33 protein-coding genes are annotated in these 22,297 nt (G+C 56.7%); 14 read left to right on the top strand and 19 right to left on the bottom strand.

The features are described from left to right. Positions 1–50: 50 nt before the first annotated feature. Genes I6F35_RS02695 through I6F35_RS02685 form a run of 3 tightly spaced genes read left to right on the top strand, consistent with a single transcriptional unit; the run spans position 51 to position 2,663 of the window. Positions 51–2,114, top strand: coding sequence for a hypothetical protein (locus I6F35_RS02695; protein ID WP_225116101.1), 2,064 nt, complete (start codon positions 51–53; stop codon positions 2,112–2,114). 10 nt (positions 2,115–2,124) lie between these two features. Next, the gene (locus I6F35_RS02690) at positions 2,125–2,334 is read left to right on the top strand and encodes a hypothetical protein (protein ID WP_225116100.1); all 210 of its coding nucleotides are present in this window, start codon (positions 2,125–2,127) and stop codon (positions 2,332–2,334) included. Then, the gene (locus I6F35_RS02685; RefSeq protein WP_225116099.1) at positions 2,334–2,663 is read left to right on the top strand and encodes a hypothetical protein; all 330 of its coding nucleotides are present in this window, start codon (positions 2,334–2,336) and stop codon (positions 2,661–2,663) included. Before I6F35_RS02690 ends, I6F35_RS02685 begins: the two co-directional genes overlap by 1 nt. 504 nt (positions 2,664–3,167) lie before the next feature. Here I6F35_RS02685 and I6F35_RS02675 read toward each other — a convergent pair. The 11 genes from I6F35_RS02675 to I6F35_RS02625 all read right to left on the bottom strand — a co-directional run bounded on the left by I6F35_RS02675 (position 3,168) and on the right by I6F35_RS02625 (position 6,922). Then, positions 3,168–3,365 (bottom strand): hypothetical protein, encoded by a 198-nt coding sequence (locus tag I6F35_RS02675; protein WP_225116097.1) that lies wholly within the window; start codon positions 3,363–3,365, stop codon positions 3,168–3,170. Between the two features lie 181 nt (positions 3,366–3,546). After that, positions 3,547–3,783 (bottom strand): hypothetical protein, encoded by a 237-nt coding sequence (locus I6F35_RS02670; protein ID WP_225116096.1) that lies wholly within the window; start codon positions 3,781–3,783, stop codon positions 3,547–3,549. Positions 3,784–3,840: 57 nt separating this feature from the next. After that, positions 3,841–4,062 (bottom strand): hypothetical protein, encoded by a 222-nt coding sequence (locus tag I6F35_RS02665; RefSeq protein ID WP_225116095.1) that lies wholly within the window; start codon positions 4,060–4,062, stop codon positions 3,841–3,843. A gap of 29 nt (positions 4,063–4,091) precedes the next feature. Then, positions 4,092–4,313, bottom strand: a complete 222-nt coding sequence (locus I6F35_RS02660) for a hypothetical protein (RefSeq protein WP_225116094.1) — start codon at positions 4,311–4,313, stop codon at positions 4,092–4,094. After that, positions 4,310–4,483, bottom strand: a complete 174-nt coding sequence (locus I6F35_RS02655; protein ID WP_225116093.1) for a hypothetical protein — start codon at positions 4,481–4,483, stop codon at positions 4,310–4,312. Before I6F35_RS02655 ends, I6F35_RS02660 begins: the two co-directional genes overlap by 4 nt. A gap of 2 nt (positions 4,484–4,485) precedes the next feature. Beyond that, entirely contained in the window at positions 4,486–4,704 is a 219-nt protein-coding gene (locus I6F35_RS02650; RefSeq protein WP_225116092.1) for a hypothetical protein, read from the bottom strand. Then, positions 4,704–4,919, bottom strand: a complete 216-nt coding sequence (locus tag I6F35_RS02645; RefSeq protein WP_225116091.1) for a hypothetical protein — start codon at positions 4,917–4,919, stop codon at positions 4,704–4,706. The genes I6F35_RS02650 and I6F35_RS02645 overlap by 1 nt, the downstream gene beginning before the upstream one ends. A gap of 15 nt (positions 4,920–4,934) precedes the next feature. Further along, positions 4,935–5,414 (bottom strand): hypothetical protein, encoded by a 480-nt coding sequence (locus I6F35_RS02640; RefSeq protein WP_225116090.1) that lies wholly within the window; start codon positions 5,412–5,414, stop codon positions 4,935–4,937. A gap of 21 nt (positions 5,415–5,435) precedes the next feature. After that, entirely contained in the window at positions 5,436–5,720 is a 285-nt protein-coding gene (locus I6F35_RS02635) for a hypothetical protein (RefSeq protein ID WP_225116089.1), read from the bottom strand. Next, complete coding sequence (locus I6F35_RS02630) at positions 5,717–6,079, bottom strand: hypothetical protein (RefSeq protein WP_225116088.1); 363 nt, start codon at positions 6,077–6,079, stop codon at positions 5,717–5,719. Before I6F35_RS02630 ends, I6F35_RS02635 begins: the two co-directional genes overlap by 4 nt. Positions 6,080–6,082: 3 nt before the next feature. Continuing rightward, the gene (locus tag I6F35_RS02625) at positions 6,083–6,922 is read right to left on the bottom strand and encodes a hypothetical protein (RefSeq protein WP_225116087.1); all 840 of its coding nucleotides are present in this window, start codon (positions 6,920–6,922) and stop codon (positions 6,083–6,085) included. Positions 6,923–7,119: 197 nt separating this feature from the next. Between I6F35_RS02625 and I6F35_RS39895 the strand changes: the two genes are divergently transcribed. The 7 genes from I6F35_RS39895 to I6F35_RS02590 all read left to right on the top strand — a co-directional run bounded on the left by I6F35_RS39895 (position 7,120) and on the right by I6F35_RS02590 (position 10,525). After that, complete coding sequence (locus I6F35_RS39895) at positions 7,120–7,365, top strand: hypothetical protein (RefSeq protein ID WP_249792361.1); 246 nt, start codon at positions 7,120–7,122, stop codon at positions 7,363–7,365. A 463-nt stretch (positions 7,366–7,828) separates the two neighbouring features. Continuing rightward, positions 7,829–8,296: a hypothetical protein gene (locus I6F35_RS02615; RefSeq protein WP_225116085.1), complete on the top strand. Its 468-nt coding sequence runs from the start codon at positions 7,829–7,831 to the stop codon at positions 8,294–8,296. A gap of 158 nt (positions 8,297–8,454) precedes the next feature. Beyond that, entirely contained in the window at positions 8,455–8,991 is a 537-nt protein-coding gene (locus I6F35_RS02610) for a hypothetical protein (protein WP_225116084.1), read from the top strand. Between the two features lie 67 nt (positions 8,992–9,058). Beyond that, entirely contained in the window at positions 9,059–9,298 is a 240-nt protein-coding gene (locus tag I6F35_RS02605; RefSeq protein WP_225116083.1) for a hypothetical protein, read from the top strand. Next, complete coding sequence (locus I6F35_RS02600; protein ID WP_225116082.1) at positions 9,298–9,924, top strand: response regulator transcription factor; 627 nt, start codon at positions 9,298–9,300, stop codon at positions 9,922–9,924. The genes I6F35_RS02605 and I6F35_RS02600 overlap by 1 nt, the downstream gene beginning before the upstream one ends. Positions 9,925–9,999: 75 nt before the next feature. Continuing rightward, entirely contained in the window at positions 10,000–10,242 is a 243-nt protein-coding gene (locus tag I6F35_RS02595; protein ID WP_225116081.1) for a hypothetical protein, read from the top strand. A gap of 19 nt (positions 10,243–10,261) precedes the next feature. Continuing rightward, the gene (locus tag I6F35_RS02590; protein WP_225116080.1) at positions 10,262–10,525 is read left to right on the top strand and encodes a hypothetical protein; all 264 of its coding nucleotides are present in this window, start codon (positions 10,262–10,264) and stop codon (positions 10,523–10,525) included. A gap of 85 nt (positions 10,526–10,610) precedes the next feature. On the opposite strand, the gene I6F35_RS02585 is transcribed toward I6F35_RS02590, so the two are convergent. Beyond that, a complete protein-coding gene (locus tag I6F35_RS02585) occupies positions 10,611–10,958 on the bottom strand; it encodes a hypothetical protein (protein ID WP_225116079.1) in 348 nt (115 codons plus the stop codon). 324 nt (positions 10,959–11,282) lie between these two features. Between I6F35_RS02585 and I6F35_RS02580 the strand changes: the two genes are divergently transcribed. From I6F35_RS02580 to I6F35_RS02570, 4 genes are all read left to right on the top strand, one after another. Further along, on the top strand, positions 11,283–11,468 hold the full coding sequence (locus tag I6F35_RS02580) for a hypothetical protein (RefSeq protein ID WP_225116078.1): 186 nt from the start codon (positions 11,283–11,285) through the stop codon (positions 11,466–11,468). A 172-nt stretch (positions 11,469–11,640) separates the two neighbouring features. Continuing rightward, on the top strand, positions 11,641–11,823 hold the full coding sequence (locus I6F35_RS40425; protein WP_346283134.1) for a hypothetical protein: 183 nt from the start codon (positions 11,641–11,643) through the stop codon (positions 11,821–11,823). 12 nt (positions 11,824–11,835) lie between these two features. Next, complete coding sequence (locus I6F35_RS02575; protein ID WP_346283137.1) at positions 11,836–12,240, top strand: hypothetical protein; 405 nt, start codon at positions 11,836–11,838, stop codon at positions 12,238–12,240. Positions 12,241–12,261: 21 nt separating this feature from the next. Continuing rightward, the gene (locus tag I6F35_RS02570) at positions 12,262–12,498 is read left to right on the top strand and encodes a hypothetical protein (protein ID WP_346283133.1); all 237 of its coding nucleotides are present in this window, start codon (positions 12,262–12,264) and stop codon (positions 12,496–12,498) included. Between the two features lie 745 nt (positions 12,499–13,243). Here the strand turns inward: I6F35_RS02570 and I6F35_RS02560 are convergent. From I6F35_RS02560 to I6F35_RS02530, 7 genes are all read right to left on the bottom strand, one after another. Then, a complete protein-coding gene (locus I6F35_RS02560; RefSeq protein WP_225116076.1) occupies positions 13,244–13,549 on the bottom strand; it encodes a hypothetical protein in 306 nt (101 codons plus the stop codon). A gap of 4 nt (positions 13,550–13,553) precedes the next feature. Further along, positions 13,554–13,745 carry a hypothetical protein gene (locus I6F35_RS02555; RefSeq protein ID WP_225116075.1) on the bottom strand — a complete coding sequence of 64 codons (192 nt, stop codon included), beginning with the start codon at positions 13,743–13,745 and terminating at the stop codon, positions 13,554–13,556. 397 nt (positions 13,746–14,142) lie between these two features. After that, positions 14,143–15,078 carry a glycosyltransferase gene (locus I6F35_RS02550; protein WP_225116074.1) on the bottom strand — a complete coding sequence of 312 codons (936 nt, stop codon included), beginning with the start codon at positions 15,076–15,078 and terminating at the stop codon, positions 14,143–14,145. A 613-nt stretch (positions 15,079–15,691) separates the two neighbouring features. Further along, the gene (locus I6F35_RS02545; protein ID WP_225116073.1) at positions 15,692–17,110 is read right to left on the bottom strand and encodes an ABC transporter ATP-binding protein; all 1,419 of its coding nucleotides are present in this window, start codon (positions 17,108–17,110) and stop codon (positions 15,692–15,694) included. After that, complete coding sequence (locus tag I6F35_RS02540; RefSeq protein ID WP_225116072.1) at positions 17,100–17,918, bottom strand: ABC transporter permease; 819 nt, start codon at positions 17,916–17,918, stop codon at positions 17,100–17,102. The genes I6F35_RS02545 and I6F35_RS02540 overlap by 11 nt, the downstream gene beginning before the upstream one ends. After that, on the bottom strand, positions 17,911–21,267 hold the full coding sequence (locus I6F35_RS02535; RefSeq protein ID WP_225116071.1) for a TylF/MycF/NovP-related O-methyltransferase: 3,357 nt from the start codon (positions 21,265–21,267) through the stop codon (positions 17,911–17,913). Before I6F35_RS02535 ends, I6F35_RS02540 begins: the two co-directional genes overlap by 8 nt. Next, positions 21,264–22,166: a hypothetical protein gene (locus I6F35_RS02530; protein ID WP_225116070.1), complete on the bottom strand. Its 903-nt coding sequence runs from the start codon at positions 22,164–22,166 to the stop codon at positions 21,264–21,266. Before I6F35_RS02530 ends, I6F35_RS02535 begins: the two co-directional genes overlap by 4 nt. Positions 22,167–22,297 lie beyond the last annotated feature (131 nt).

Below are 22,297 nucleotides of genomic sequence, written 5' to 3'. Positions count from 1 at the left end.
ACCGAAGCCCCGCCGGTCCGGGGCTTTTTTATTGCCCAAGGGTCATCGCAATGGCTGACATGGACGTCGTGGCCGACGCCACATTCTCCGTCGAAGTCATCAATGACAGCGACGTTGATGTCATTCTGGTTTCCGAACAAGGCCCGCCTGGCCAACAAGGACCACCCGGTCCGCAGGGGGTACAGGGGCCAGCTGGGGCGAAGGGGGATCGCGGGCCGCAGGGCGTGCAGGGGCCGCCGGGGCCAACGGGCGCAGCCGGCAACACCGTGCTCTACGGCAGCGCCGACCCCACGGCCGGCGTCGGCGTGGATGGCGACTTCTACATCAACACCACCACGCATTTCATCTTCGGCCCGAAGGCGAGCGGCGCATGGCCAACGGGCACATCGCTTGTTGGGCCGCAGGGGCCTCAAGGCATTCAGGGCATTCAGGGCGTGCCCGGAGCCGATGGCAACACCGTGCTCTATGGCGCCATCGATCCGGCGGCGGGCGTCGGCGTCAACGGAAATTTCTACATCAACACGACCACGCATTTCATGTTCGGGCCGAAGGCCGCAGGTGCGTGGCCCGCCGGCACGTCGTTGATCGGCCCGCAGGGGCCGCAAGGCATTCAGGGCAACATCGGCAACACCGGGCCGCAGGGCGCGACCGGACAGCGTGGCAGCCTGTTCTACACCGGCTCTGGACCGCCCGGCACGATCTCGGGCCAACTGAACGGCGACAACTACCTCAACACAACGAACGGCGATGTCTACACGCTCACCGCAGGATCGTGGGGCTCGCCGGTCGGCAACATCCGAGGGCCGCAGGGCGTCCAGGGGCCTCCGGGTCCGGTGCCGGAAGCGCCAGCCGATGGCGGGTTCTACAGCAGGCAAAACTCAGCGTGGGCCGATACCGCGACGCGGTTCATTCGCCATGACGCCGCGCAGGGCCTGACTGCCGCGCAACAAGTGCAGGCGCGCCAGAACATCTACGCCGCGCCGGTTGAGGCCGTGGCGGACGGCGGGCTGCAGCTCAACGGCGACATGGCGATCTGCCAGTATTACGGCACGCTCAACCAGACAGGGATTACGCCGACCGGCGGGGTTATCACTCGCGTCGTCGATAATTGGGTGATCTCCTCCAGCGGCAGTTTCACCTTCACGGCGAAGCAAGGCACCAGCGCGGACATGCCAGCGGGCTATCAAGGTTCGTTGCATGCGGTTGTTACAACCGGATTGCCGGCGCTTGCGGCTAACAACGAGTTGCGAATCGGCACGGCGATCGAAGGTAGCCGGGCACAGCGGCTGGCGTGGGGGACGGCGGGCGCGCAGCCACTGGCCATCGGCTTCATGGTGAGGGCGCACCGGCCGGGCCAGTACAGCGGCACGGTCTACAACCTGTCGCCCGGTCGCTATCTGACTTTTCCGTTCACCATCAATGCCGCCGACACATGGGAGTGGAAGACCGCCATCATCCCCCCGGATACAACTGCCAACGCATGGCCGGGGTTTTGGGACAACACGGCAGGGATGTACGTCAGCTTCAACGTCGCGGTTGACGCGGCCCGCTGCACGAGCACCCCCAATGTGTGGTCATCGACGCAGACGTTCGGCCTCACCGGTCAAGTCAACGGCATTGCCGCGAACACCGACACCTTCGGCCTGACCGGCGTCGTCATGCTGCCCGGCAATGAGCTGCCGGATGCGGCCCGCGCGCCGTTTCTAATGCGGCACTTTGCGACCGAGCTGCCGCTGCTGCAGCGTTACTACCAGAAGAGCTATCCGGCGGCAGTCAGGCCCGCTGACGGTGCCAACAATCCCATGCGGCGTCTCGGCGCCTGTTTCGGCACCAGCGTCTTGACTGAGTTCGTGTCGTTCATGACGCGGATGCGGGACACCCCGACCCTCACGCTGCTGGCCGCGCCTACTGCCGGAGGCAGCAATGACGCCCCGGTCGCTGGTCTCTGGCAATGGTTCAATTCGACGAGTGGGCTGTGGAAGAACGCAAGCTCGAACACGACGGATGAAATTTACGACACAGGTTTCATCTCAACCTTGACCATGAGCGGCGGCACCGCCAACGCCGCGACGATGGTGCGTGGCGGCTGGGTGGCCGGCTCATATTTGTGGTGAGGCAACAGCGATGGCGGACTATCAGTTGACGGCCACCGACGTCGTGATCCGCACGGCCGACAAGGCCCACATCCCGAATGCAGCGGGCAACATCGATCGGCAGCAGTACGAACGATGGCTCGCTGACGGCGGCGTGCCCGATCCCGCGCCGCCGAAAATCTCACCCGCGCTCGATCGCCGCTGGTACGACACCGCCGCGCAAATTCTCGGAGCCACCTGATGTCCGCGCTCGACCATATCGCCACCGCTTCTGATGCCACCTTCTCCGGTCGCGTGATGATGATCATGTTCAAGGTCGCGCAGAACGTTGCCAGCGAAGACCCCGCGACCCCGAACCATGCCGAGCGCATCGACTATGCGTCTCTCGTGATCCGGGGCGAGGAAAAGCCGCAATTGGTGTCGGCGCACGTCATCTCATCGAACGCGACCATATCCGCCGCCATCGAGAGCGATCCTGCCGCGCTGGGCTCCAACGTCCCAGACGGCGACATCGAGTTCGCGTTGGCCTCGATCTGGGACGCGCGCTCGTTGGCGTTTGCGGCGGCGTGATGAGCTTGAACTGAATTGACCAATCGGACGGCGCTGTCATTCCGGCAGCGTTGGGACCGTGTCCTAGAGCGAAAGGCAAGCTTAACTGCTTCTCTGTTCAACTGCCCCACAATACGCGACGACTTTAGCCCTCGCTTTGGCGAGGGCTTTTTTGTTGCGCAGGGGTGGCGGTTGACCAACGCCCCCTACAAACCAGCGCCAGCTGCAATCGCATGCTGCGGCGATCCTTTTTAGATTCGCTTTACTCGGTTTATATGTATCCTTGACCCAGTCGCTGACGACCTGCTGCGAAACACCAATTCGTTCGGCGAATTGTTTGTGACTAACACCAAGCGCGTTTCTGCAATGGCTGATCCGTTGACCGAGTGACATTTTGCGATTCCCTTCTTTTTCCCTGAAAAATGAGATCGCAAAAGTGCAGCTTGAGCAACTTTAGAATTTCGGTGGCAATTCGTGGCCGGTAGATCCCAGGGCAATTCCTTTCTGGAATTGCGCCCTGGGGCGCTAGGAGCGAGCCGCGATCTTGGCAGAGGCTTTTTCTTCTTTTTGATTTTTCCGCTCTGCTTCCAAAACCGCCAAACGCGTCGCCTCCCGCGACTTCTTAAAGTCAGCCAACGTGACGAGTGATCGATTGATGATTTCTAGTTTTGCATTAACGCGCGAGAGCGCGCGCGAAAGTTCGTAGCGTTCTTTCGCACTCATTCTAATTGCTCATTTCCAAAAGTGCTTCAAAAAACGCGGGGCAGGGTCCGGCTCGTCATGGCAACTTACCGTTCCCGCCCCGCGCCTCAACAGCAACTGACTGGGGTCTGGGGGCAGAGGTCAGTCGCCGTCGATTTCTTCAATCATTTCTCGCATCTGAAACTTTGATCAACAGTTCCGGCTAGATGTCACCATCGTCCAGTCCATGGAGGCCGCGGTCGTGCAGCCACCGCTTGGACTTTCGCCGGTATTCGAGATCGAGGGATGGTGTTGCGGTGATTAGTTTGTGCATCACCCTTTGGGCCTGTAGTTCATTGCGAAACACTAGGCCCTTGCCAATGGCCCACTCTGTGAAGCGCTTTAGATCGCCAGACATCAGGACTGCGTCGCGCTCCCAGCGGTCGATTTCATCCGTCATCTCATTGCTTCTCCTAGCCCGACGGCTTGCTGCCGCAGCGGCGCAAACAGTGTCTTCTCACCATTCGCGATCCTTGACACGCTCGTTTAGCGTCCATCGGTGACTGGCCGGATGCCATTCCGCATTGAAAAACGCCTTCACGTCGTTGCCCATCAGCTTCAGGATTCCGTAGTCGAGTTTCTGCTGGGTGACGTGCTTCTGATGGCGGTCATAGATCAGGGCAGGGGCCTTCGGGTCATTGCTCGCCAACGGCACCTGGACTTTGACAATTTCCGTCATGACAAATCTCCTGATGCGATCTACCAACGTCATTGCGTCCCCTTCTTCAGCATAAAGTCGTGCGCCCAATTCTGGGTGTAGTCGCAGAACGGATAACTCCAGCCGCGCACGGTCGGAAACAGGGCGCCGAGATCGCCACCGACAGCGCGATGCGCACCGTCGTTGCGATGAGGGCAGGTGAACGGATGAAAATTGCCATGGCGCTGGTAGAAGTCGAGATTGACGACTTCATCGGGTGTGAAGGCGCTCATTGCTCGCCCCGCAATCTGGCTTTCAGGTCGTCGGGCATGTCGGGCATCATCTCACGGATGACGCGGCAGACGCCGCACACCTCGATGCCGTCGTGATGGCCGAAGTTGATGATGGTGCGGCAGCACTCTTCGCAGATGAATTCGACGCAGGTTTCTCTTTGTGTGCTCATGACTAAAACCAGCTTTCAACGATCGGCGGTTCATCCGCGAAATCGCGCGGCAAGCGCATCAATCCACGATAGAGGAGGGACCGACGCAAATCAGCCAGATCGGATGATTGGATCGAGCACTGGGTGGCGTGATCACCGTCACCACTCACCAGAAATTTTCGAGCGATGTACCCAACCGGGTAATCGGCTGGGTGATCGAAGATGACCCAAATCGTAAGCATCACGCCGATCCTTTCCGTCGTGTTCGCCGCAGTGATGGGTAATACGGCACGTCGATAGGTATTCGATGCCGATCAGCAGCAAAACAATGGTCGCAAATATAGAATCGGCGATTGTCGGGATCGCGCCAGATGCCCTTATCCGCGCGGCACAGGACGCAATCCTGTTTGTGAGCAGCGCGCGCGACGAAACGGCGGGTGCTGGTGGTGTCGGTCATTCCTCGCCCCGGTCATTAGGATTGCAATTTCCGTCGCGGCAGCAGGCCCACCAAACGGCCCTCTGTTGTGCCCTGGAGGAGAGAAAGGAATTCCAGCGGCCCAAGGCGCGGCCTCGCGGTGTCCTTGCGGACAATCTTTCGGGTCGCCATCACAAGACCCTCATGTTCATCTTCACCCGAGAACATCACCACCTCGATCCGCCGCGGATGATTTCGGGCGCCGTAGCGACGAAGAAGTTCGTCATCTTCGATATTCACCGCACCATCGACCATCCAGCCTTCATCGATAAACACGACGCGCGTCGCTGCGGCCCCCTTTAGGACCGCGCGAACTAGGCCCATAACGAGGTCTTTGTCGTTGTCGGGCGGGGCCAGCATGACGACGTCATCGCCGTCGCCGTTGATGAAATGAAACATCGGCCTGATCGACCCGGCTTCTTCGAACCGTTCGCCGATCAGCTCCGACGCCCTCTTGATGAATTCGTGCAGGTTCATTGGACGCGTCCCCCTCATGCCTCATCGTTGAGGCACATCGTTAGACTGGCACAGTCGTATTCCCTTGCTGGTCAGTTGATAGATGTCGCAGTCGATCCGGTACTCACTCACATCGGTGCGGGTGATCCAGACGAGATAATCGTAGCGCACCAGCCACGAGATGGCGGGCAGCACATCGTGGTGGAGGAGCGCGCCAGAGCGCGGGACAGCGACCTTGTCGAGGGCGCTGCGGCGTTCGAGCACACGGCGGACTTGCGGTGTGATCGGCGGTTCTGACTGATTTGGCTCGTCTGGTTGCACCGTCATGTTTTGGATTTTCCCTTGCCGTTTGGCTTGGCCTTCTCCCGAGCGCGCACCCGCTGTTCACGCCATTTCGCGGCGGCTTCCAGCTCTTTTTCGAAATCGAGCTTCTCGGTTTTGACGAATTTCTCTTCGTAACCGAGCGCCGTCAGCGTTGCCATAATCGTGGTGTGCTTGGGATCCTTGGTGTCACCCTCGAACCATCCCTCGTAAGTTGCGACGGCCACACCGGACAGCTCATGCAACAGTTTGCGCTTGTTCTTGGCGTACAGGCCTTCGTCCTGGAGAATGGTGCGGACCTTGTCGATGATCGGATTTTTGTTTTTCCAGTTGTAGGTTCGATACGACATGATGAAGCGTGCCATCATTTACGCCTCGACGCCGAGTTGCAGTTGCGATGATTGGGATGCGGAGGACGCGCCTTTTGCCGTCAGCTCAAAATCCCCGTTGGAAGTTTTCTTGAGCAGGCCATCGCGTCGTGCGCGGTCGACGATGCCTCTGGTGCTCTTTTCCTTGACGCCGCGCTGGCTCAGCTCGGTCCTAATGTCGGTGAACTTCATCGCGCCGTTTTGCGACAGCAGTTCCCGCAGCGCTGTCAGACCGGCGCCGCGTTCGGCACGCCCGCCCTTCTTTGCCTTGGCCTTGGCGACGACGTGGCCGTTTTTCTTGGCGGGCGGGTGGGATTGCGGTTTCGGCAAAGCGGGCGCCGCGGTGGGATTGGCGGGTGCGTTGTTGGACATCATCTGCATCGCCTTGGCGCTGAATTTGTACGTGCTTTTGCCGATCTGTTGCAGCACGCCCTTCTTCTTTAGTCCGCCAATCGCGCTATAGGAGCGCGTGCGCGTGCCGCCGAGTTCGGCCTGGACTTCATCGACGGTCATCGGGCCGCCGTTGCGGTTAGCGAACATCGCGACGACGGTCTGCTCGGTGTTCATGCCGCCAGGACGCGCCGCCGGCACCGGCTTCTCATCGAGCAGCGCCAGATGCAGCTTGATGATGCCCGGCATCTTCTTCAGGGCAATCAGCACCGGGCCAACCGCGACGTCTTCGACTTCCAGATAGATGGGTAGTGTTGCCATGACGATTTCCTTACTCACTTGCCTCGCTTGCACGTAACTCTGTACGGTAACTGCCTGTACGGGATTGCTTTGCCGCCGGCTTGGGCCTTCAGGTGCTCTTGCCAGTCCAGGAAGTCGGCTTTGCGCCACATCCGTAGTGCGGATTCTGGGAAGTAACCGGCTGCTTCCATTTCATATAGTTTTGCACGGTCAATCGGGAGGTAGTGTCTGATTTCCTCTTCGGTCATCAACTCGTCGTCGGAATCTCGCTTAGACTTTCTCATATCGTTCTTTCTCCGTCTCTAGTTAACGCGAGATCGGCAGCATCAACCATCAACGCGTAACGCGTGCAGAATCCTTTTGAGACGCGCGGCTGGAATGCTGCACTCCCCACTTTCATATGCGGCTATCGCCTGTCGGGAACAGCCCACGGCGCGCGCAAGTTTGGCTTGGCTCCAATGCAACGCATGTCGGCGCGCCGCAATCTTCAGGCCGATGCCATGGGCTATATAGAGTTCAAGCAGTCTGGTTGTGGCGAGCATTGTGAGGCACTCCCCATTCACGAAGCCACTTTATTTATGATCCGCTTCTGAAGCGCGTTTTCGATTCATGGCAAAATGCATTCCCGCAAGAGCAACGCTCCCGAAGATCGGCAGGTTTTGTAAAGGCGTGAAGAGAAATTCTGACGCTGCCCTCGAACGTATCGTCGGGTTGTTAGTCCTGCGTCGGCGTTTCCTTGACGGAGTTTGATCACCGTCTTTTCAACATTATTGACCGCGCGAGAGAAAAGTCAAACTGTGTCGGTGGCGTGACAGCGGCGAAAATCATCCTCAGTCTAATATTTCACTCACGAGGATCGAATTTCGATTCCGAGATATAAATTTATTTTAATCGCCCTCTCTGCCAGGAATGCGAAGCCGAGTAGTAGCCGATCAATATTGGTGGTCGTGCGACGCAGCGCGATGCGTCCTGCTGGCACAAACTGCACTTGTCTGTCGCTTCGATCCCGGCAATCCAGTCACTCTCGTTCAGCGCGAACAGAAGAAAGTGCCGCGGATGCCCAAGCGGACGACCAAGCGAACGACCAAGCGGACGACCAAGCAGATTCCGCTCGCAATTGCCGAACAACGACGCGCCTTTGCGCGCCTTGTTATCGATCTGCATCTGGCTCTCCAGGAGAGTATCGCCTTCCCGAATCCCGCTGCAGTCGAAGAGAACGACGCCAATCTGAACGTGATCGCAGCCGCGGTGATGCTGGGCCACGCCGAAGGCCGGCCGATGGTGGCGTCAGAGATCGCGACCAGGGTCAACATGAAACGCACGACAGTGATCGGCCGGCTGGACAGACTGGTCGAGCGGGGTCTCATTGTCGAATTCGACAAGCGCTACTACCTCGAACCATATCGCGCCGCACACGTTCCGCTGCGCAATCGTGTCGTGGATATCCTGGCTACAGGCTATGCCCTGCTCGGTCCCCATCTGGACCAGCTGTCGAAATCTGACAGAAAGCGCCGTCGCGCATGACCGCAATCTGTTTTTGGGGGAGCATTATCCATCTTCTGACAGTTTGCGGTGCGTTCGAAAGAAAACCCCCAATGCCGGACGAAGTGTTGCCACAATAAGTTGATGTCTCCGGCACGTGCGGCTCCGATCAGTCAAATTTTAGACAGAGGGGCGGGCATATGGCCACCGCACTCACGAGGAAGAAAACAAGCGTGACGAAAAAGGAAGAAGAAAGGGACGCGGCGCTCAATCACCTCCTGCTCCAGGTGCTTCGCTTCTACGGCGAGCTGTCGATTGATTTCGATCCGCTCATCATTGCGGAGTATTTCCCGGAAGGCCTGGGTAGGCCCGAACGAGGTGAAGGTGGCGAAGGCCGTAAGGCGTCGGTTGCTGAATACGGGCTGTTGCTGACCCTGTTCAGCTGGCTCGGTAGACCGTTTACACAAGCCCAGCTCAAAGAAGCGCAGCAGTATGTCCCAACAAATCTGGACAAGGTGCTGAGGCGGATGGCGGGAAGGGGGTTCCTGGATAAGAAGGGGCCTAATTATTTCTTCCAACCACGAAGCACTCACAACTATGAGCGGGCGGCCAAGGAGATCATGAGGGCGCGCGCGGTGTTGCAGCAACTTGACGTAGCAATGGTTGCCTATTTGCAGGCCGAAGAGGAGCGCAACAAGCCGGGCGACACCGACAATGGCGATCGCCGCAAAAAGTAAGCCGGTGCGGAAACAATGATGGCGATGACGCCGCGCGAGGAAACGAACGAGCCGAAGGAGAACCGAGATGACGCGAGACCATCCTCCCGCTGATCCGAGCCAGCCTATTACTTGGAAGCTGAATGAACTTGCGCGCCAAGCCGACGAACTGTTCAACGGCGGCATGGCGCTGGATGAGCGTGAGGTCGGATTTTTGCTGTTGGCGTTTCCCATCGATAAATACGCAGCCGCTTGTTACGCGACCAACTTGAACCGCAAAGCGGTTGTTGACCTATTGAGGGAATATCTCGCAGCGATGGAGCAGTGATGCTCACAAGAATATTGATTGTCGATGATCACCCAGTGGTGCTGTTCGGGTGGCGCTCGCTATTCGCTTCCGATAGCTCGGTGAAGATTGTGGAAGCCACCGACGCCAAGTCAGGTCACCGGGCGTATGTCAGCAAGAGGCCCGATGTCACCGTCATCGACATCAACCTTCCGGATGTTTCTGGATTCGAGTTGATGCGCTGGATTCGCAAGGACGATCCGGAGGCCATGATCATCATGTGCGGCATGAACGACGATCCGGCCTTCGTGGTCCGTGCGGTGGAAGCCGGCGCCCAAGGTTATGTTTCGAAGACGGAGGACACCAAGGTACTTGTGAAAGCGGTCCGCAAGGTTGCGGCAGGGGACAAGTTCATATCGCCGCGCCTTACCAAGGCTGTGACCCTTTCGGGCGCCGCCATCAAGGCCAACCCGGCCTCGCTGATGTCGTGGCGCGAACTGGAAGTCGTGCGGCTGCTTGGCCGAGGTGACAGGATCGACGAGGTCGCTGCGGCTCTCGGCATCTCCTACAAGACCGTCGCCAACGTCACCTCGCTTCTGAGGCAGAAGCTCGGCGCCAAGAATCATTCCGACCTGATCCGCATTGCCGTCGAAATGGAGCTAGGTTGATTTTTAACAAAAGCGTTCGTGGAAGAGCAGCTATTGCGACGGCTGCGGATGTGAGCGGCGATCAGAGAGGGGCAGATGATCGAACTGATCGTGATGAGGTTGGCGGACATGATCCGAGTTCACCCGGACCAGATCACCGGGCGGTGCTCCAAATGCGGCGAGGAGGTCGGGATCTACCCGTCAGGGCAGAGGGTCATGCAAGAGCTGCCCGACGTCGAGCTGGTCTGCCAAGTCTGCAGACCGCCGGAGCCCGATGCGATGCTCGCCCCTGGCGCAGAGCTTGAACCATTCGCGTCGCGCAAGCGAGACAAGTCATAGGGAAAGGGAATCAATCATCATGAGCCAACCGAAGTTCACCTCCGATTATGCCGCCCTGAAAGACGCAGTGCTCGGTGCGATCACTGACCTGCTCAACCATGTCGGCTGGGGCGCCGACGACGAAAGCGAACGCCGTGACATCATCAGTCTGTGCACCACGCATATTATCGAGAACATCGACAAGATCGCAACCACGCGCGAACAGGCCTTCGCCATGATCGACGAAATCGCGGAAAAGCTGAGGGCGGACTGGGACGAAATGCACGAGGAAGGCCAAAACTGAGGCTAGGCTCAAGTGAGATCCCTAGACACTCGTATGAAAGAACAAAGCTTTTCGCTCAATCGGTGAAAGCTTCTTCTAAAGTTGCCTAGTTAGAGCTTCGCTTGCCGTTTGCATTCACTGCTTTCAAACGCACTATTGGAATGCCGAGAGCAATGGATAATTCGGGCAGACGCTTTTCGATAATGTAAGCACGACGTTCCCATTGAAAAACGCATGCGCGAGTGACGTTGCATAGTATCGCAACGTCATCAGCCCTTTTGTTCTGTTTCTTGCGGGCTAGTTTGATGAATTCTCCAATCGTCAGTTGTTTGCTCTTCTTAGCTTTTGATGAAGCTTGATCTTCTCTAATCATTTTCCATTTGTGTAGTTTCTTCTTCGCTTTCGGCAAAGCTCCATCTTTTCTGATCGCTTTCCGTTTAGCTTGCTTCGTCATTCGTCTCCGCCCCAAACTTTCTTATCTCAATTATGAAGTGTGAGATTTACGCGAACTTTCCGAAAAGGAAGAGCTTTTCAAGTTTCGCGGAAAGCGCTCGCATAACAGCATCTCGAGGTTGGAGTCGTTCGGAAGTTGTCTTCGGAGAATACGACATTTCAGCGTATACCAAAGATTTTGGCCTATCAAAAATTTCACAATTCCGAGGTGTGAGATACACAATCGATAGCTGTCAATCACTCTAAAAGAAGTTTGGATGTATTCTTAGTAAGCACACCGGGAAAATGTAGCAAGAGAAGGCAGCAGCTTGAAATGGTCCTTACCTTGGTCCGCATCGTCGCGCCTCATTTCGTTGCCGGTTTTGAGAGTGATGGCAAGGTGGTTCGCGCGGCGCCGATCCTCAGAGACATGATTGGCATGTCGGATGCCAAAGCCCGCGCCCGCATCAAAGCCAACGGGTGGACCGCGCACATCGTGGTCGACGAGGTGCAGCTCATAAGAAAGTTTTGAAGTACGTACCCCCGACGAAGCGGACGTTTTTCTACTTCGATGATAATCCGAGTCGCCGCGCTATCAATGGGTGAATGACGAAGGCGCAGGCGCTGAAGGGCCCCGGGAATTTGCCGGACAAAAACTGCCCCAAAAATTTGATGCGCGGCGGGCTGATACATAGCTCAGCGCCATGACCAAGAACCTTGAATTTGCCCTGCCGAAGAAGGGCACCACGGTGCCGGCCCACGGCGAGTGGTTCCACGAAGTCAAGCACGATGGCTACCGGTTGATGGTGATCCGCGACGGCGCCACCGTGCGGCTGCGATCCAAAGGCGGGCATGACTGCACCAAACGCTTTCCCTCGATCGCCTAGACCGCGCGCCAGATCCGCACCAAACAATTTGTGCTGGACGGCGAGGCGGTGCTGCTCGGGGTCAACGGGATCAGCGATTACGACGGCCTGCACTCCGGCAAATACAACGATGAGGTGCAGCTCTACGCCTTCGACATCCTGGCCGATAATGGTGAGGACGTGCGCAAGCTGCCGCTATCGATGCGCAAGCTGAACCTGGAACGGCTCCTGGTGCGGCGCGCCAGCGGCATCTTCGTGGCGCCGTTCGAGACCGGCGAGATCGGGCCAGACCTGTTCCGCGCCGCCTGCAACATGGGGCTGGAGGGGCTGGTGTCCAAGCATGGCGGGCGCTGGTATGGTGCCGGCCCGTGCAGTCACTGGATCAAAGTCAAGAACCCGCAGCATCCGGCCTATCGAAGGGTGCAGGATCAGTTCTGACAGTCGCGTGGAGTATGCGCAATGCGTTTCTCGCCTTCGATTGTGCCGCCCTCTGACGACATCGACATCTATCTGGTCCTGGACGAATTTGGCCACCGGCTGGGCCGCGCCTGGCGCGAGACTAACGAGGAAGACACCGACCGCGCTACCTTGCTGCGCCATCTGATGGAGGGCCAGTACAGCAACCCTGTGCGTATCGTCAGCTTCAACACCGCCGAAGGCCGCGCGACGCCTCGGAGGAGATCGCGGCCGAGCTGAGCGAGCGCTGCGCCGAGTGCGGCGAAATCCCGGAGTCACTGGAGACATTCCTCGGGCGCTATGGTGCTCCGCCCGCTATCCAGCTGGTGTTGCCGATCCAGCTATAAGCGATCGAGTTGGAACGGACCTGTTCTAGCGAGGTTCTATTGTCGCACGCACGTTGGCTTACAAGCGTGTGTGTACGGTGACGAACTTGGCAGCTCCGGCCGATGCGACGGCTGGGCTGCTTTTTTTGGTGAAGGACCCACGTAATTGTCCGGTGCGCCACGGGCTGGGCTGGGTCTGCGAAAATCACCCCGAGCGTCCCTGGTCAGAGGACGCCCTGAGCGCGGCGGCAGCAGGTGCCCGCTTTCGCCGCTCCGCCTAAAAAATCTACCGCGGCGGCTGGAGGCCGGGGGATGTTAGCCATTCCCGGATATGCGATCCAATTTCGGCTTGACGGGCCCTGCGGATGAGTTGTTCGCGTTCGATGTCTGAGCGAGTGTCTTGGACCTGTCTGCGCAGGCGTGCAGCTTCTTCGGCTAGTCGCTGTTCGAGTATCTCAAAGATTATGAAACGACGCCTGTGAAACATGGCGCTGCTCAAAGTGTGAGTGAGGCGGGAGCGCGTCTTTGCGTTCTCACCACCGATAGATACCAAGGACGGTGCGGTGGTGTAGAGGCAACAGAGGATATCAGGCTTCGTTCCTAATCGAAGGATTTGGGTGGTCCGTGGTGTTCTGTCGCATACGACGTAACATGGGTTATTAAACCGGCGCGCCGCACGCATCGTGCGGGGGTTTTTCGTAAGGCCGAGGTTCCCGGCAAAGCGGGCAGGTGATTGCTTCGTCCTGAGCCAGATAAACCCAATCGTTCGATGCGTCTTTGCCGCAAAGCGTCCAGTACACTCGGGCATCGGGATGAATGTCGGCGCCCTCGCAGACGTGCACAACGCCGCGGTCGTCGCACCAGTACATCGGCATGCCATCGATGGTCCGAAAGCTCGTGGCGGGCTCGGGCTCCGACCACGTGCGTTTGTCGGGGTCGTATGGCTCGACTTCGATAATTTTCATGGCTCTAGCTCGCTTCGTCCGCTTTCGGCACCCCGTATTGATCGGCCGACCCGGCGGGCCGCCGCTCGCTTATTTGTTGCTCGATGACGATGCCCTCCGGATCATTCTCCTTGAGCCATGATTGCGCCTCATCTTCGCTAACGAACATTTTGAACGTGTCGCGTCCTTCGTAAATCCAGACCTTTCTTGCTGCCATTTGCTTTGCCTCTGTGGGCGGCGCTTCATTACATCATTCGGATCGGGAGACCCAATTCGCGGGCCTTGCGCTCGACTTCCTCAACTTCGCCGGAGCGGCACAGGAACCCCGCGGCTTCTTTTATCGTGCTGCCGTTCGTGAGCGATGCCTTCAGATCGAGTCCACTCTGCGCCGTCGTAAATATCGGCCTTGTGCCCGGCGTAGCGCTCCTGCCACCTGCTCGCTCACAGCCTCGTTGACCAAGCGCGTCGAGAAGCGATTGGCGAAGAGAAGACAAACGCGAACAGCTTGGCCTTGAGAATAGTTGTTTACCCGCTCAAAGCTGGGTGCTTCCGGTTCTTCACCCACGTTCTGTCTTATGAGTCTCGTGAAAAGGGCTGCCAGATGGCGTCGTCTTTTATGGACCACGCTGTGAAAACAGCTTCGAGCATCGAGTCATGAGTGAAATAAAGTAACCGATAGGTACATTTCGAGTAAAAGAACGAATCATATAAGCCGTAAAGGGTCGTGAAAAGATGACACTCGGGCTACGGCGAATGGCTCGCGAAAAACATCGTACTGCAATCAAGATACGGCCTCTTGCTGCATGGAGAAACCCGGACAAAAGCAAGGCATTCGCCAGCGACTTCGCTTCCCATCGACGAATGTTGTGCGGCAAGTCAGGACGCGAGAAGAAGTCGCTGACCAGTCGCATCGGCTCATTCGCCATTTCGTACGTGCCCGCCTTAAAAGTGGTAGAAGCCGCATGAACTCGAAAATCTGCAAGACACTCGGAAACGTGGCAAAACGGACCAATTAAGGATAGGCGGAAATAGAAGTCCATATCGGGAATCTGCCGGAAAACTGCAGACCAGCCGCCACTGGTAAGCCAAGCATCCTTCCGAACGAGGGCGCCTGGTCCTGGTAGACAATGAAAACCCGCTATCAATCGTTGTTGATCATAGTCCGGAGCATAGATCCGGCGAACTATTCTACTATTCTCGTTGATTAAGTTGAAATCAGGATACGCCAAACATGCGTTATCTTCGCGCGCCAGCCGATCTACCAGTATCTCAACGGCACAAGGGTGCAGGCGATCGTCAGCCCCCAGATACGCGACCATTTCGCCAGTCGCAATAGAGAGCCCTCTGTTGAGAGCAACGCTCTGTCCTGAGTTAGGCTGAGATAGCGCCTTGATCGAGCGACCATAAGATCGAATCACCTTGTCTGTTTTGTCGGTCGAGCCGTCGTCAACCACCACAACTTCGACGGATGAGTAGGATTGTGCGAGCGCACTCCCAATCGACTCCGGAAGATAGCGGGCCGCATTGTAGGCTGGGATAATAATCGACACTAGGGGCCGCGATTTCATGAGAATTCGCTCTGATTGGCGCAGATCGCCGCCGGCGTTTCGATCACCGTGCAATCCACCGGTAATACTGACGCGCCGACTTGCCGTCCTTTAGAAGGTAAGGACAGCCTAGCTGCATCCATCAGATCTGACCGATGTTTCGGCTATCTCGAGGAGGCTATCTGCATCGCGCAGAACAAAAGTGGTACCTGCTCTAACCCAGGCCGCCGTCCTGGCCGTCCCCGTCGCGCCACCGGTTGTGAATAGGACTTCTTCTTGGTCTCTCGTATGTCGCACCAGTATTTTCACCGATCGAACGCCAGCCGCCGAAGCGTCCCATGAGAGTATTGATCCTCGTGGAGGATCGCATTCGCGCAGCGAAGCAGGATCGACGATCAAGTTAGCCGTTTGGATCGACTCGGTAGGGCGCTGCCTTGGGGTACGGGAAAACAGATCGCTGGCGTTTCGTCGTGCAGCATGATCAATGAAAGTTAGTGTGCAGAAGAAAGACAGAGCGAGGACACCAACGGCCCCGATTGTTTTATATACAACTGTCCCCGCTCTCATGCTCAGTATGTCTTCCGCGGTCGCCGCCAGAACACGAATTGAACGCTCTCTAATTGGCCATTGTGCTTATACTGTCGGAATTGCGCGTTGTGGTCCCCAAACTGAGTTGCGTGACAGGATCTATCGTGATCGAGCGCATAGGTATCGCCACCATCACACCGTTGCGGTAAGGTGAGTTCACCGTGAATACTAGCGCGTCGTGCAGCCAGTGGTGTTGCACGTGATTTTCTAGAGTTCCGGATGCTATCGCTGCAGTGATTGCGTATTCACCGGACTGTAGACAAGGCAGATCAAACACAAACTTGACGTCTACGATCTCGCCCTGTTTGATCTCGAACTTCTTTTCTCGGAACGCAAGATAAGTATTATCGCCGAACAAAGGCTGTCCAAGGCGATCCTTAACGTGAAAGCCCACAATGGGATGAGTGATGGAAACCTCTGCCCGAACGGTGATGGTTACGCAGACCTCTTCGCCGCCTTCAATCCAGTTTAGGTCACTGCCGTCTGGCCGACTCAGACGCACGTCTAGAACCGTACCATCTCCACTCCCAAATGAGGCGCACTTATCGTTGAATTCGAACACGGTGATCGACTGAGCAGGGCGCTGCAAAGCGCTTTGCTCCTTTGCAATGAAAGACTTCCGGCGGCTTGAACGTATTGCCGCCGCTGGAAGCCCCGTGGACTGTGCGTAGACTGCGGAGGTATACGCCTCGCAGACCTCTTTGGAATCGCCTACTGCTTTGATCGCACCGGCATCCAGCCAAATGGCTTTATTGCAAAAACTCATAACTGCACTAATGTCGTGTCCGCAGAACAGCAGAGTGCCTCGCTCACAAAAACCGCGCAGCCAGCGCATGCACTTCTGCTGGAAGTAGGCGTCGCCTACCGACAGAGCTTCATCGACAATCAATACGTCAGCATCGACGTGCGCGATTACCGCGAAGGCTAGGCGCATTGCCATGCCACTCGAGTAGGTCTTGACCGGCTGGTGAATGAAATCGCCGATATCCGCGAAGGTAATGATGTCTGAAAGTTTGGCGTCAATCTCGGAGCTAGAAAGACCGAGCACACTTGCGTTAAGGTGAATGTTCTCGACGCCTGTGAATTCAGGGTTGAAACCGGAGCCGAGCTCAAGCAGCGCAGCCACGCGTCCCTTCACGACGACAGAACCGGAAGTTGGTGTTAGCGTCCCGCAGACAAGCTGAAGCAGTGTAGATTTTCCGGCCCCATTGCGGCCAATCACCCCCACGGCTTCACCCCGTCCGACCGAAAAACTCACGTCCCGCAGAGCCCAGAACTCCTGAAAGTACTGGCGTGGCGTGATGGTCTTACCCACGAGGCGTCCAATAGGCGCAGCCACTTTCTGTAAGCGCGGCAGTATCGATTGCTTTAGCCTATCAGGGGGCGAATTGAATACATGATAGCATTTGCTCAACGATTCGATCATCACGCAAGATTCAGAGGACATCGGCAAATCCCTTCCGCGTCTTCTGAAACCAAGCGTATCCAAGCCAGAACGATGTTAGCCCTGCCAAAGCGAAGATGAGAAGCCCTTCCCAATTCGGCGCTTGCCCGTAAAGGGCAACGGCCCGGGCCTGCTCGACTGCAAACGTGAGCGGATTGAGATACAATAACGTGCGATACGGATATGGCACGGCGGAAGTCGGATAAAAAATCGGTGCCATGAACATCGTTGCCATCGTAAGAAGACCGATGATTTGCAGTAAGTCGCGAAAAAAAACGCCGATTGAACTCAGAAAATAGACAATACCCAGCACTGCCATCAGAAAAGGGCAGAGCACGAGGGGTAACAACGGTAGCGTCGGCGAAAGAACTCCGGATAGTGCGAAATGGACCAAGACCACAATAGCTAGCCCGATTAGGGCGCTGATGAGAGCGTTCAAAACTACTACAACCGGCAGTATTTCGAGCGGGAATACCACTTTCTTCACATAGGATGGATTGCCAACGACGACCGTGGGTGAGCGCGAAAGCGCTTCGGCAAAAAGTCCATGCACTACCATACCTACTAGAAGCGTTACGGTGAACGTTGCCTTCTGCGCTTCCTCCACTCCCCAGCGCGCCTGGAACACGATGCCGAAAACAAACACGAATATCGCGACCATAATGAGAGGCGTAAGCACAGCCCACACCACGCCCCCCAATGATCCGCGATACTTGGCAGCAAATTCACGTAGTACCAGCTTGCCAATCAAGCCGCGATACTGAACAAAAGTTCTAATCATGTGATGGGGCGAAATCGAATGATCAATCACACAGTGTCTCCCTGTTCGGTACGGTGGAGGACGGGAGTGGCGCGACGCTTACCTGGGCCGGTGACTTGCGCCAGAACACGGCGGCGCCGTCGATGGGCTCAAGAGGAGCGGTGATTTCGTGCCTCATCCGGAAATCTTCGACTGCTTTGCGGCAAGGTTCAAGTATGTAGTCATCGACGATTACGAAGCCGCCGGCTGAGAGCTTAACGTAAAGTGCGTCTAGAGCTTGGATTGTCGACTCGTACATGTCGCCGTCGAGCCGCATAAGAGCGAGCCGTTCGATCGGGGCCGATGGTAAGGTATCTTTGAACCATCCTTCGAGGAAGCGAACCTGCTCATCAAGCAGCCCGTACCGCTCGAAGTTTTGCCTAACCTCATTCAGTGAGACGGATAGTTCGCCAAACGTATAATGAATATCTCCGAGGTCCGCTGGGAACGCTGCTTCGTTGGGTCGAGGTAGTCCGGAAAACGAGTCCGCCACCCAAACGGTGCGATCAGTGATGTTATGAGCAGCAAGAATCGCGCGCATGTAGATGCAGGCCCCTCCGCGCCAAACGCCTGTTTCAATTAGGTCGCCCGGAATGTTGTCTTGGATGATCTGTTCGAGCAGATGGCGCAGATTCCGCATACGCACAGTACCGATCATTGTCAGCGCTTGCTGGGGCCAATCCCTGCCAATGGCTCGGATATCTGGATCAAACTTTCCTTTAGACCAGGGGCTTATGGCCGGATCGCCGGTCAGGAGACCGACCAACGCACGCTCCATCAAGTCAAGATAGGCGGCGCTAGCGCCGCTTTCGCGCCGACCAGCAGACTTCACAAGCGAGTGGATACTGTAGTCCAAGAGAGACAATCTGCCCGTAATCAAGGCCGACTGATTGTTGTTGGCAACACTATAGGCCGTCACTTGGCCGCGAAGAGCGCTGTTTTCGTTGACCGCGGCCGCAAGTTCCAGTCGGCTCTGCGCCAAATCGTGGGTTCGCTGTGCGATAGCCTCTTCCAACCGAACAATCTGCTCAGAAAGAGTCTTGTGCGTCCTTTGTTGCTCAGCGTTTATCTGCTCAAGCCGAGCGATCTCCTGGATCCGCGCAGCGTGAATGCCCAAGTGCTCAGCTAACCTGCTCTCGAGCCTAACAATGGTGTCACGATGCGCGCTCTCTATGCCTCGGTGCTCCGCCAAAAGCGCTTCTAGCTGACCTAAGCGCTCGTGATCAGTCCTATGCCTATCTTGATGCCCTGCGATCGTCTGCTCCAGCTGAGCGATCTGTGCGAGGCTTGCCGTGTGAACAGCATCGTGCTCGGAGACACTCCGTTCCAGGCGCGCGGTTTCTTCCTGATGCCGATTTCGTTGCTCGACAATCGTTTGCTCTAGCTGAGCCAAGGCAATAGCATGTGCCTCTCGCGCAGCAGTGAATTCTGCGGTGACCTGCTCCAAGCGAGTGATCAAAGCTCTATACTGACTAGAGGCGGCGACGATGCGTCTCTCGATGCTGCTTGGCATCATGGCATGGTAGACGATCGAGCGTAAGCTCCTGCCCGATCCGCGTGACACGCTCCAAAGCGACGGCAGCGACGTCCTCTGGGCCAGACCAGAGCGCGCGCGACGAAGCTGCGCCGCGATCGTCCGAGCTGCCGGTATTCTGCGGGCAAGATGGCGAGCAAACTTTTCGGTGACGTAGTGGCGAGGCACAGCCCGAATGACCCGAGACCAGTTGCGGGCAACAAACTGCAGGTCGCTCAGTTCACCTCGCGAAAGAGCCACGCGGCACAAAGTTAGAAAAAGTTCAGTTTCGAATTCATCTCCCTTTTCGGAAACACCACGTGCGACACACACTGACATCCGAGAGGAGTACGCCTCGGAGACGTTCCACGCGTAGACTGGTTTGGTGTTTACGACACAAAGCTTAAAAGGCAGTTCGAGGAAGAAGCCGTCGCCTATGAGTTTTGAGAAGAAGTCCATATCCTCGCAGATAGTCATGTTCTCGTCGAAGCGTATGGGGGTTGCTCGAAACATGAATGAAGGGGTTGGAAATATTCTATCCAGCGTGAGCAAGTAGTCACGCACCGTGTAATACAGTTTCTGTTTAGGAGCGAAGTCCTCCACGTCGAGATGGTTCAACGAGTACGCGGTAGAAACAGCGCTACAATCAGTACCGATCATAGCGGCTACCTGATACTCGATTTTCTTGGGATGCCAGAAATCGTCTGCATCAAGCAACGCGATCAGTTCACCTTTGGCTGCATCGAGGCCTCGATTTCGAGCATACGAAGCTCCGCGCTTCTCGGAGGCGTCGACTACGATCATCTGGCGACCGCTAGCACGTGCGAGAGAATGAACCTCGCGAAGCGAATCCGCGCCCAATCGAATGTTCGCTGCCGCTACAATCTCAAGATTCGTGTAGGTTTGCTCGACGGCCGACTTGATCGCGCTCAGAAACAAATCGTCCACCCGTACAAAAGGTATCACAATTGAAACGAGCGGTTGATCCTGCTTCGGCCCTTCCTCGAGCGCTCGCCGCAGTTCTTCGAATACCCTCTCTCGCGCCGCCGGGTAGGGCGATTGCCACAAGTGGTTGGCAAGCTTTGCCCAATATTCGAGTGGGGAGCGTTCATACGTGAAGACGCCAATCGATGGTGACTCAGCTATGAAACGCGACCATAGCTCGTCCGACTCATTCATAGCTAAATCGTATTTCGCGATTGTGTCTTGCTGCGGGTGTACACGCGCAGTGACTAGGACATCATCATGATAAACAATGCTGAAACGCTGTAGTAGGCGATAGAAGAGGTCGTAGTCCTGAGTTGTGCGCAGCGACTCATCAAATCGACCTATCTCGTCGAATACGTCCTTCGAAATCAGCAGGCAGTTGCCGTTGATGGCACCGCGAAACAGGCCGTAAAAGGGCTTCGCTGTAAGCTCCCGGACGTCGAAGTAATGCTGCGGAGACAGGCGGCCGGTGCCAGTCTCCAAAACACGATAGGAGCAACATGCTACCTTCGCTTCGTTTTGATTTTCGAACAAGACCTCCAGCTGTCGCTCGATCTTTTTAGGATCATAAAAATCGTCATGGCTCAGCCACGAGAAATAGGCACCTCGCATTCGCTCGATACCGTAGTTAAAAGCGCTCCCGCAGCCGCCATTCTCTTTCTCGAAATATCGAATTCCATCTCCAAAGGAGAGCGCAACTTCTCGTGTCGCTCCGTGGTCGCGCGATCCGTCATTCACGACAACGATTTCAATGTTGGGATAGGTCTGACCTTGTGCGGAGCGGATGGCGTCGGCAAGGAAATTTGCGCCATTGTACACGGGAATAACGATAGATACGAGCGGTCGTTCGTTCGGGATCATGCATGCTCTCCCAACTCGGCCGATGGAGACGCAACATTGCTCCGTAAGGCCGACAACATCCGCCCTATGTTCTCGAGGCGAACCGCCCGCGGAAGCGGCTCCAAGGCTGTTGTGTCTTCAACGCGAGCATATTCTAGGCCGCAATCGTCGAACATCTGCTTGCAGCCAGCGCGATCGCTCAAACAAACAGTGTAGCCGCGCATTACTGCATGCAGCGGGAGCCAGTTTACTGTTGCGCGACCAGGATAAACGACGATGGTGATGTCAGGATCCTCAAGCTCCCACCAAGTCGCAGATGATTGCGAGATTTCGATTTCAGGAGCGATCGTCCGTATTATGGAAGACGATTCGTTCGCACGGAATTTTAGGCTGGGGCCATAGGCTTTGAGGTTGACGTTGTGGCGGCTCACTCGCCTCCTCACTTCGCTCAGCCGATGCGGTTCATGGACTCCATCAAGCGGGCCGACATAGATCAGATTCAGCGCGTCTGTTTGTTGGACTGAGTTCGTCGCCGCAAGCGGCTCAATCCGCGGAGCGGAGGCCAGGCTAGGCAAAAAGAGAAATGGACTGGGTACGGTTACGTCACCGGAGTAGCCGAATTGCTCTTCGAAGCTAGCCTTCTCCGCGAGCGATGCCGCGACGATCTCATCCGCCGAAGCAACTGATGCTACCTCGAGCCTCTGCCATCCTCTGACGTACTCGAACAGGGTGGCATGGTTCTCATATCCAGCTGCGAGCAAATGCGAGTTCATCCCGTGCAGCACGAGTCGTAGTCGGGTGCGCGGCCCCTTCTTGATTAGGTGCGCGAACGGGTAATACGAAGGAACTTCGATCACGTCGAAGTCGTCAAGCGGGACGGAGGAGCGCAAATGTTCGAACCACTCAGCGTACTGCGTCAAGATGGTTCGCTCTACGACGTTTTCTGCAGAAGCCGTGCATCTTGAGCCAGATTGCGTATTTGGGATCCCACGAACTACCCCTTCGAAACCCGAGCCGAAACAGCTATACGTCTGGCCGCTCGGGGTTGCTT

Source organism: Bradyrhizobium sp. BRP22 (genome assembly GCF_020194175.1).
Lineage (GTDB): Bacteria > Pseudomonadota > Alphaproteobacteria > Rhizobiales > Xanthobacteraceae > Bradyrhizobium.
The sequence above is the reverse complement of the archived record's forward strand: the minus strand, read 5'-3'. Positions and strand labels throughout refer to the sequence as shown.

Coding starts and splice junctions, on each gene's coding strand:
- I6F35_RS02640 (WP_225116090.1), bottom strand. CDS start 5,414: ATGAACCTGCACGAATTCATCAAGAGGGCGTCGGAGCTGATCGGCGAA.
- I6F35_RS02590 (WP_225116080.1), top strand. CDS start 10,262: ATGAGCCAACCGAAGTTCACCTCCGATTATGCCGCCCTGAAAGACGCA.
- I6F35_RS02555 (WP_225116075.1), bottom strand. CDS start 13,745: ATGGCAGCAAGAAAGGTCTGGATTTACGAAGGACGCGACACGTTCAAA.
- I6F35_RS02665 (WP_225116095.1), bottom strand. CDS start 4,062: ATGACGGAAATTGTCAAAGTCCAGGTGCCGTTGGCGAGCAATGACCCG.
- I6F35_RS02610 (WP_225116084.1), top strand. CDS start 8,455: ATGGCCACCGCACTCACGAGGAAGAAAACAAGCGTGACGAAAAAGGAA.
- I6F35_RS02660 (WP_225116094.1), bottom strand. CDS start 4,313: ATGAGCGCCTTCACACCCGATGAAGTCGTCAATCTCGACTTCTACCAG.
- I6F35_RS02655 (WP_225116093.1), bottom strand. CDS start 4,483: ATGAGCACACAAAGAGAAACCTGCGTCGAATTCATCTGCGAAGAGTGC.
- I6F35_RS02615 (WP_225116085.1), top strand. CDS start 7,829: ATGCCCAAGCGGACGACCAAGCGAACGACCAAGCGGACGACCAAGCAG.
- I6F35_RS02535 (WP_225116071.1), bottom strand. CDS start 21,267: ATGATCCCGAACGAACGACCGCTCGTATCTATCGTTATTCCCGTGTAC.
- I6F35_RS02675 (WP_225116097.1), bottom strand. CDS start 3,365: ATGAGTGCGAAAGAACGCTACGAACTTTCGCGCGCGCTCTCGCGCGTT.
- I6F35_RS02545 (WP_225116073.1), bottom strand. CDS start 17,110: ATGTCCTCTGAATCTTGCGTGATGATCGAATCGTTGAGCAAATGCTAT.
- I6F35_RS02645 (WP_225116091.1), bottom strand. CDS start 4,919: ATGACCGACACCACCAGCACCCGCCGTTTCGTCGCGCGCGCTGCTCAC.
- I6F35_RS02585 (WP_225116079.1), bottom strand. CDS start 10,958: ATGACGAAGCAAGCTAAACGGAAAGCGATCAGAAAAGATGGAGCTTTG.
- I6F35_RS02570 (WP_346283133.1), top strand. CDS start 12,262: ATGCGTTTCTCGCCTTCGATTGTGCCGCCCTCTGACGACATCGACATC.
- I6F35_RS02670 (WP_225116096.1), bottom strand. CDS start 3,783: ATGACGGATGAAATCGACCGCTGGGAGCGCGACGCAGTCCTGATGTCT.
- I6F35_RS02595 (WP_225116081.1), top strand. CDS start 10,000: ATGATCGAACTGATCGTGATGAGGTTGGCGGACATGATCCGAGTTCAC.
- I6F35_RS02650 (WP_225116092.1), bottom strand. CDS start 4,704: ATGCTTACGATTTGGGTCATCTTCGATCACCCAGCCGATTACCCGGTT.
- I6F35_RS02695 (WP_225116101.1), top strand. CDS start 51: ATGGCTGACATGGACGTCGTGGCCGACGCCACATTCTCCGTCGAAGTC.
- I6F35_RS02560 (WP_225116076.1), bottom strand. CDS start 13,549: ATGAAAATTATCGAAGTCGAGCCATACGACCCCGACAAACGCACGTGG.
- I6F35_RS02600 (WP_225116082.1), top strand. CDS start 9,298: ATGCTCACAAGAATATTGATTGTCGATGATCACCCAGTGGTGCTGTTC.
- I6F35_RS02685 (WP_225116099.1), top strand. CDS start 2,334: ATGTCCGCGCTCGACCATATCGCCACCGCTTCTGATGCCACCTTCTCC.
- I6F35_RS02630 (WP_225116088.1), bottom strand. CDS start 6,079: ATGGCACGCTTCATCATGTCGTATCGAACCTACAACTGGAAAAACAAA.
- I6F35_RS02690 (WP_225116100.1), top strand. CDS start 2,125: ATGGCGGACTATCAGTTGACGGCCACCGACGTCGTGATCCGCACGGCC.
- I6F35_RS02605 (WP_225116083.1), top strand. CDS start 9,059: ATGACGCGAGACCATCCTCCCGCTGATCCGAGCCAGCCTATTACTTGG.
- I6F35_RS02635 (WP_225116089.1), bottom strand. CDS start 5,720: ATGACGGTGCAACCAGACGAGCCAAATCAGTCAGAACCGCCGATCACA.
- I6F35_RS40425 (WP_346283134.1), top strand. CDS start 11,641: ATGACCAAGAACCTTGAATTTGCCCTGCCGAAGAAGGGCACCACGGTG.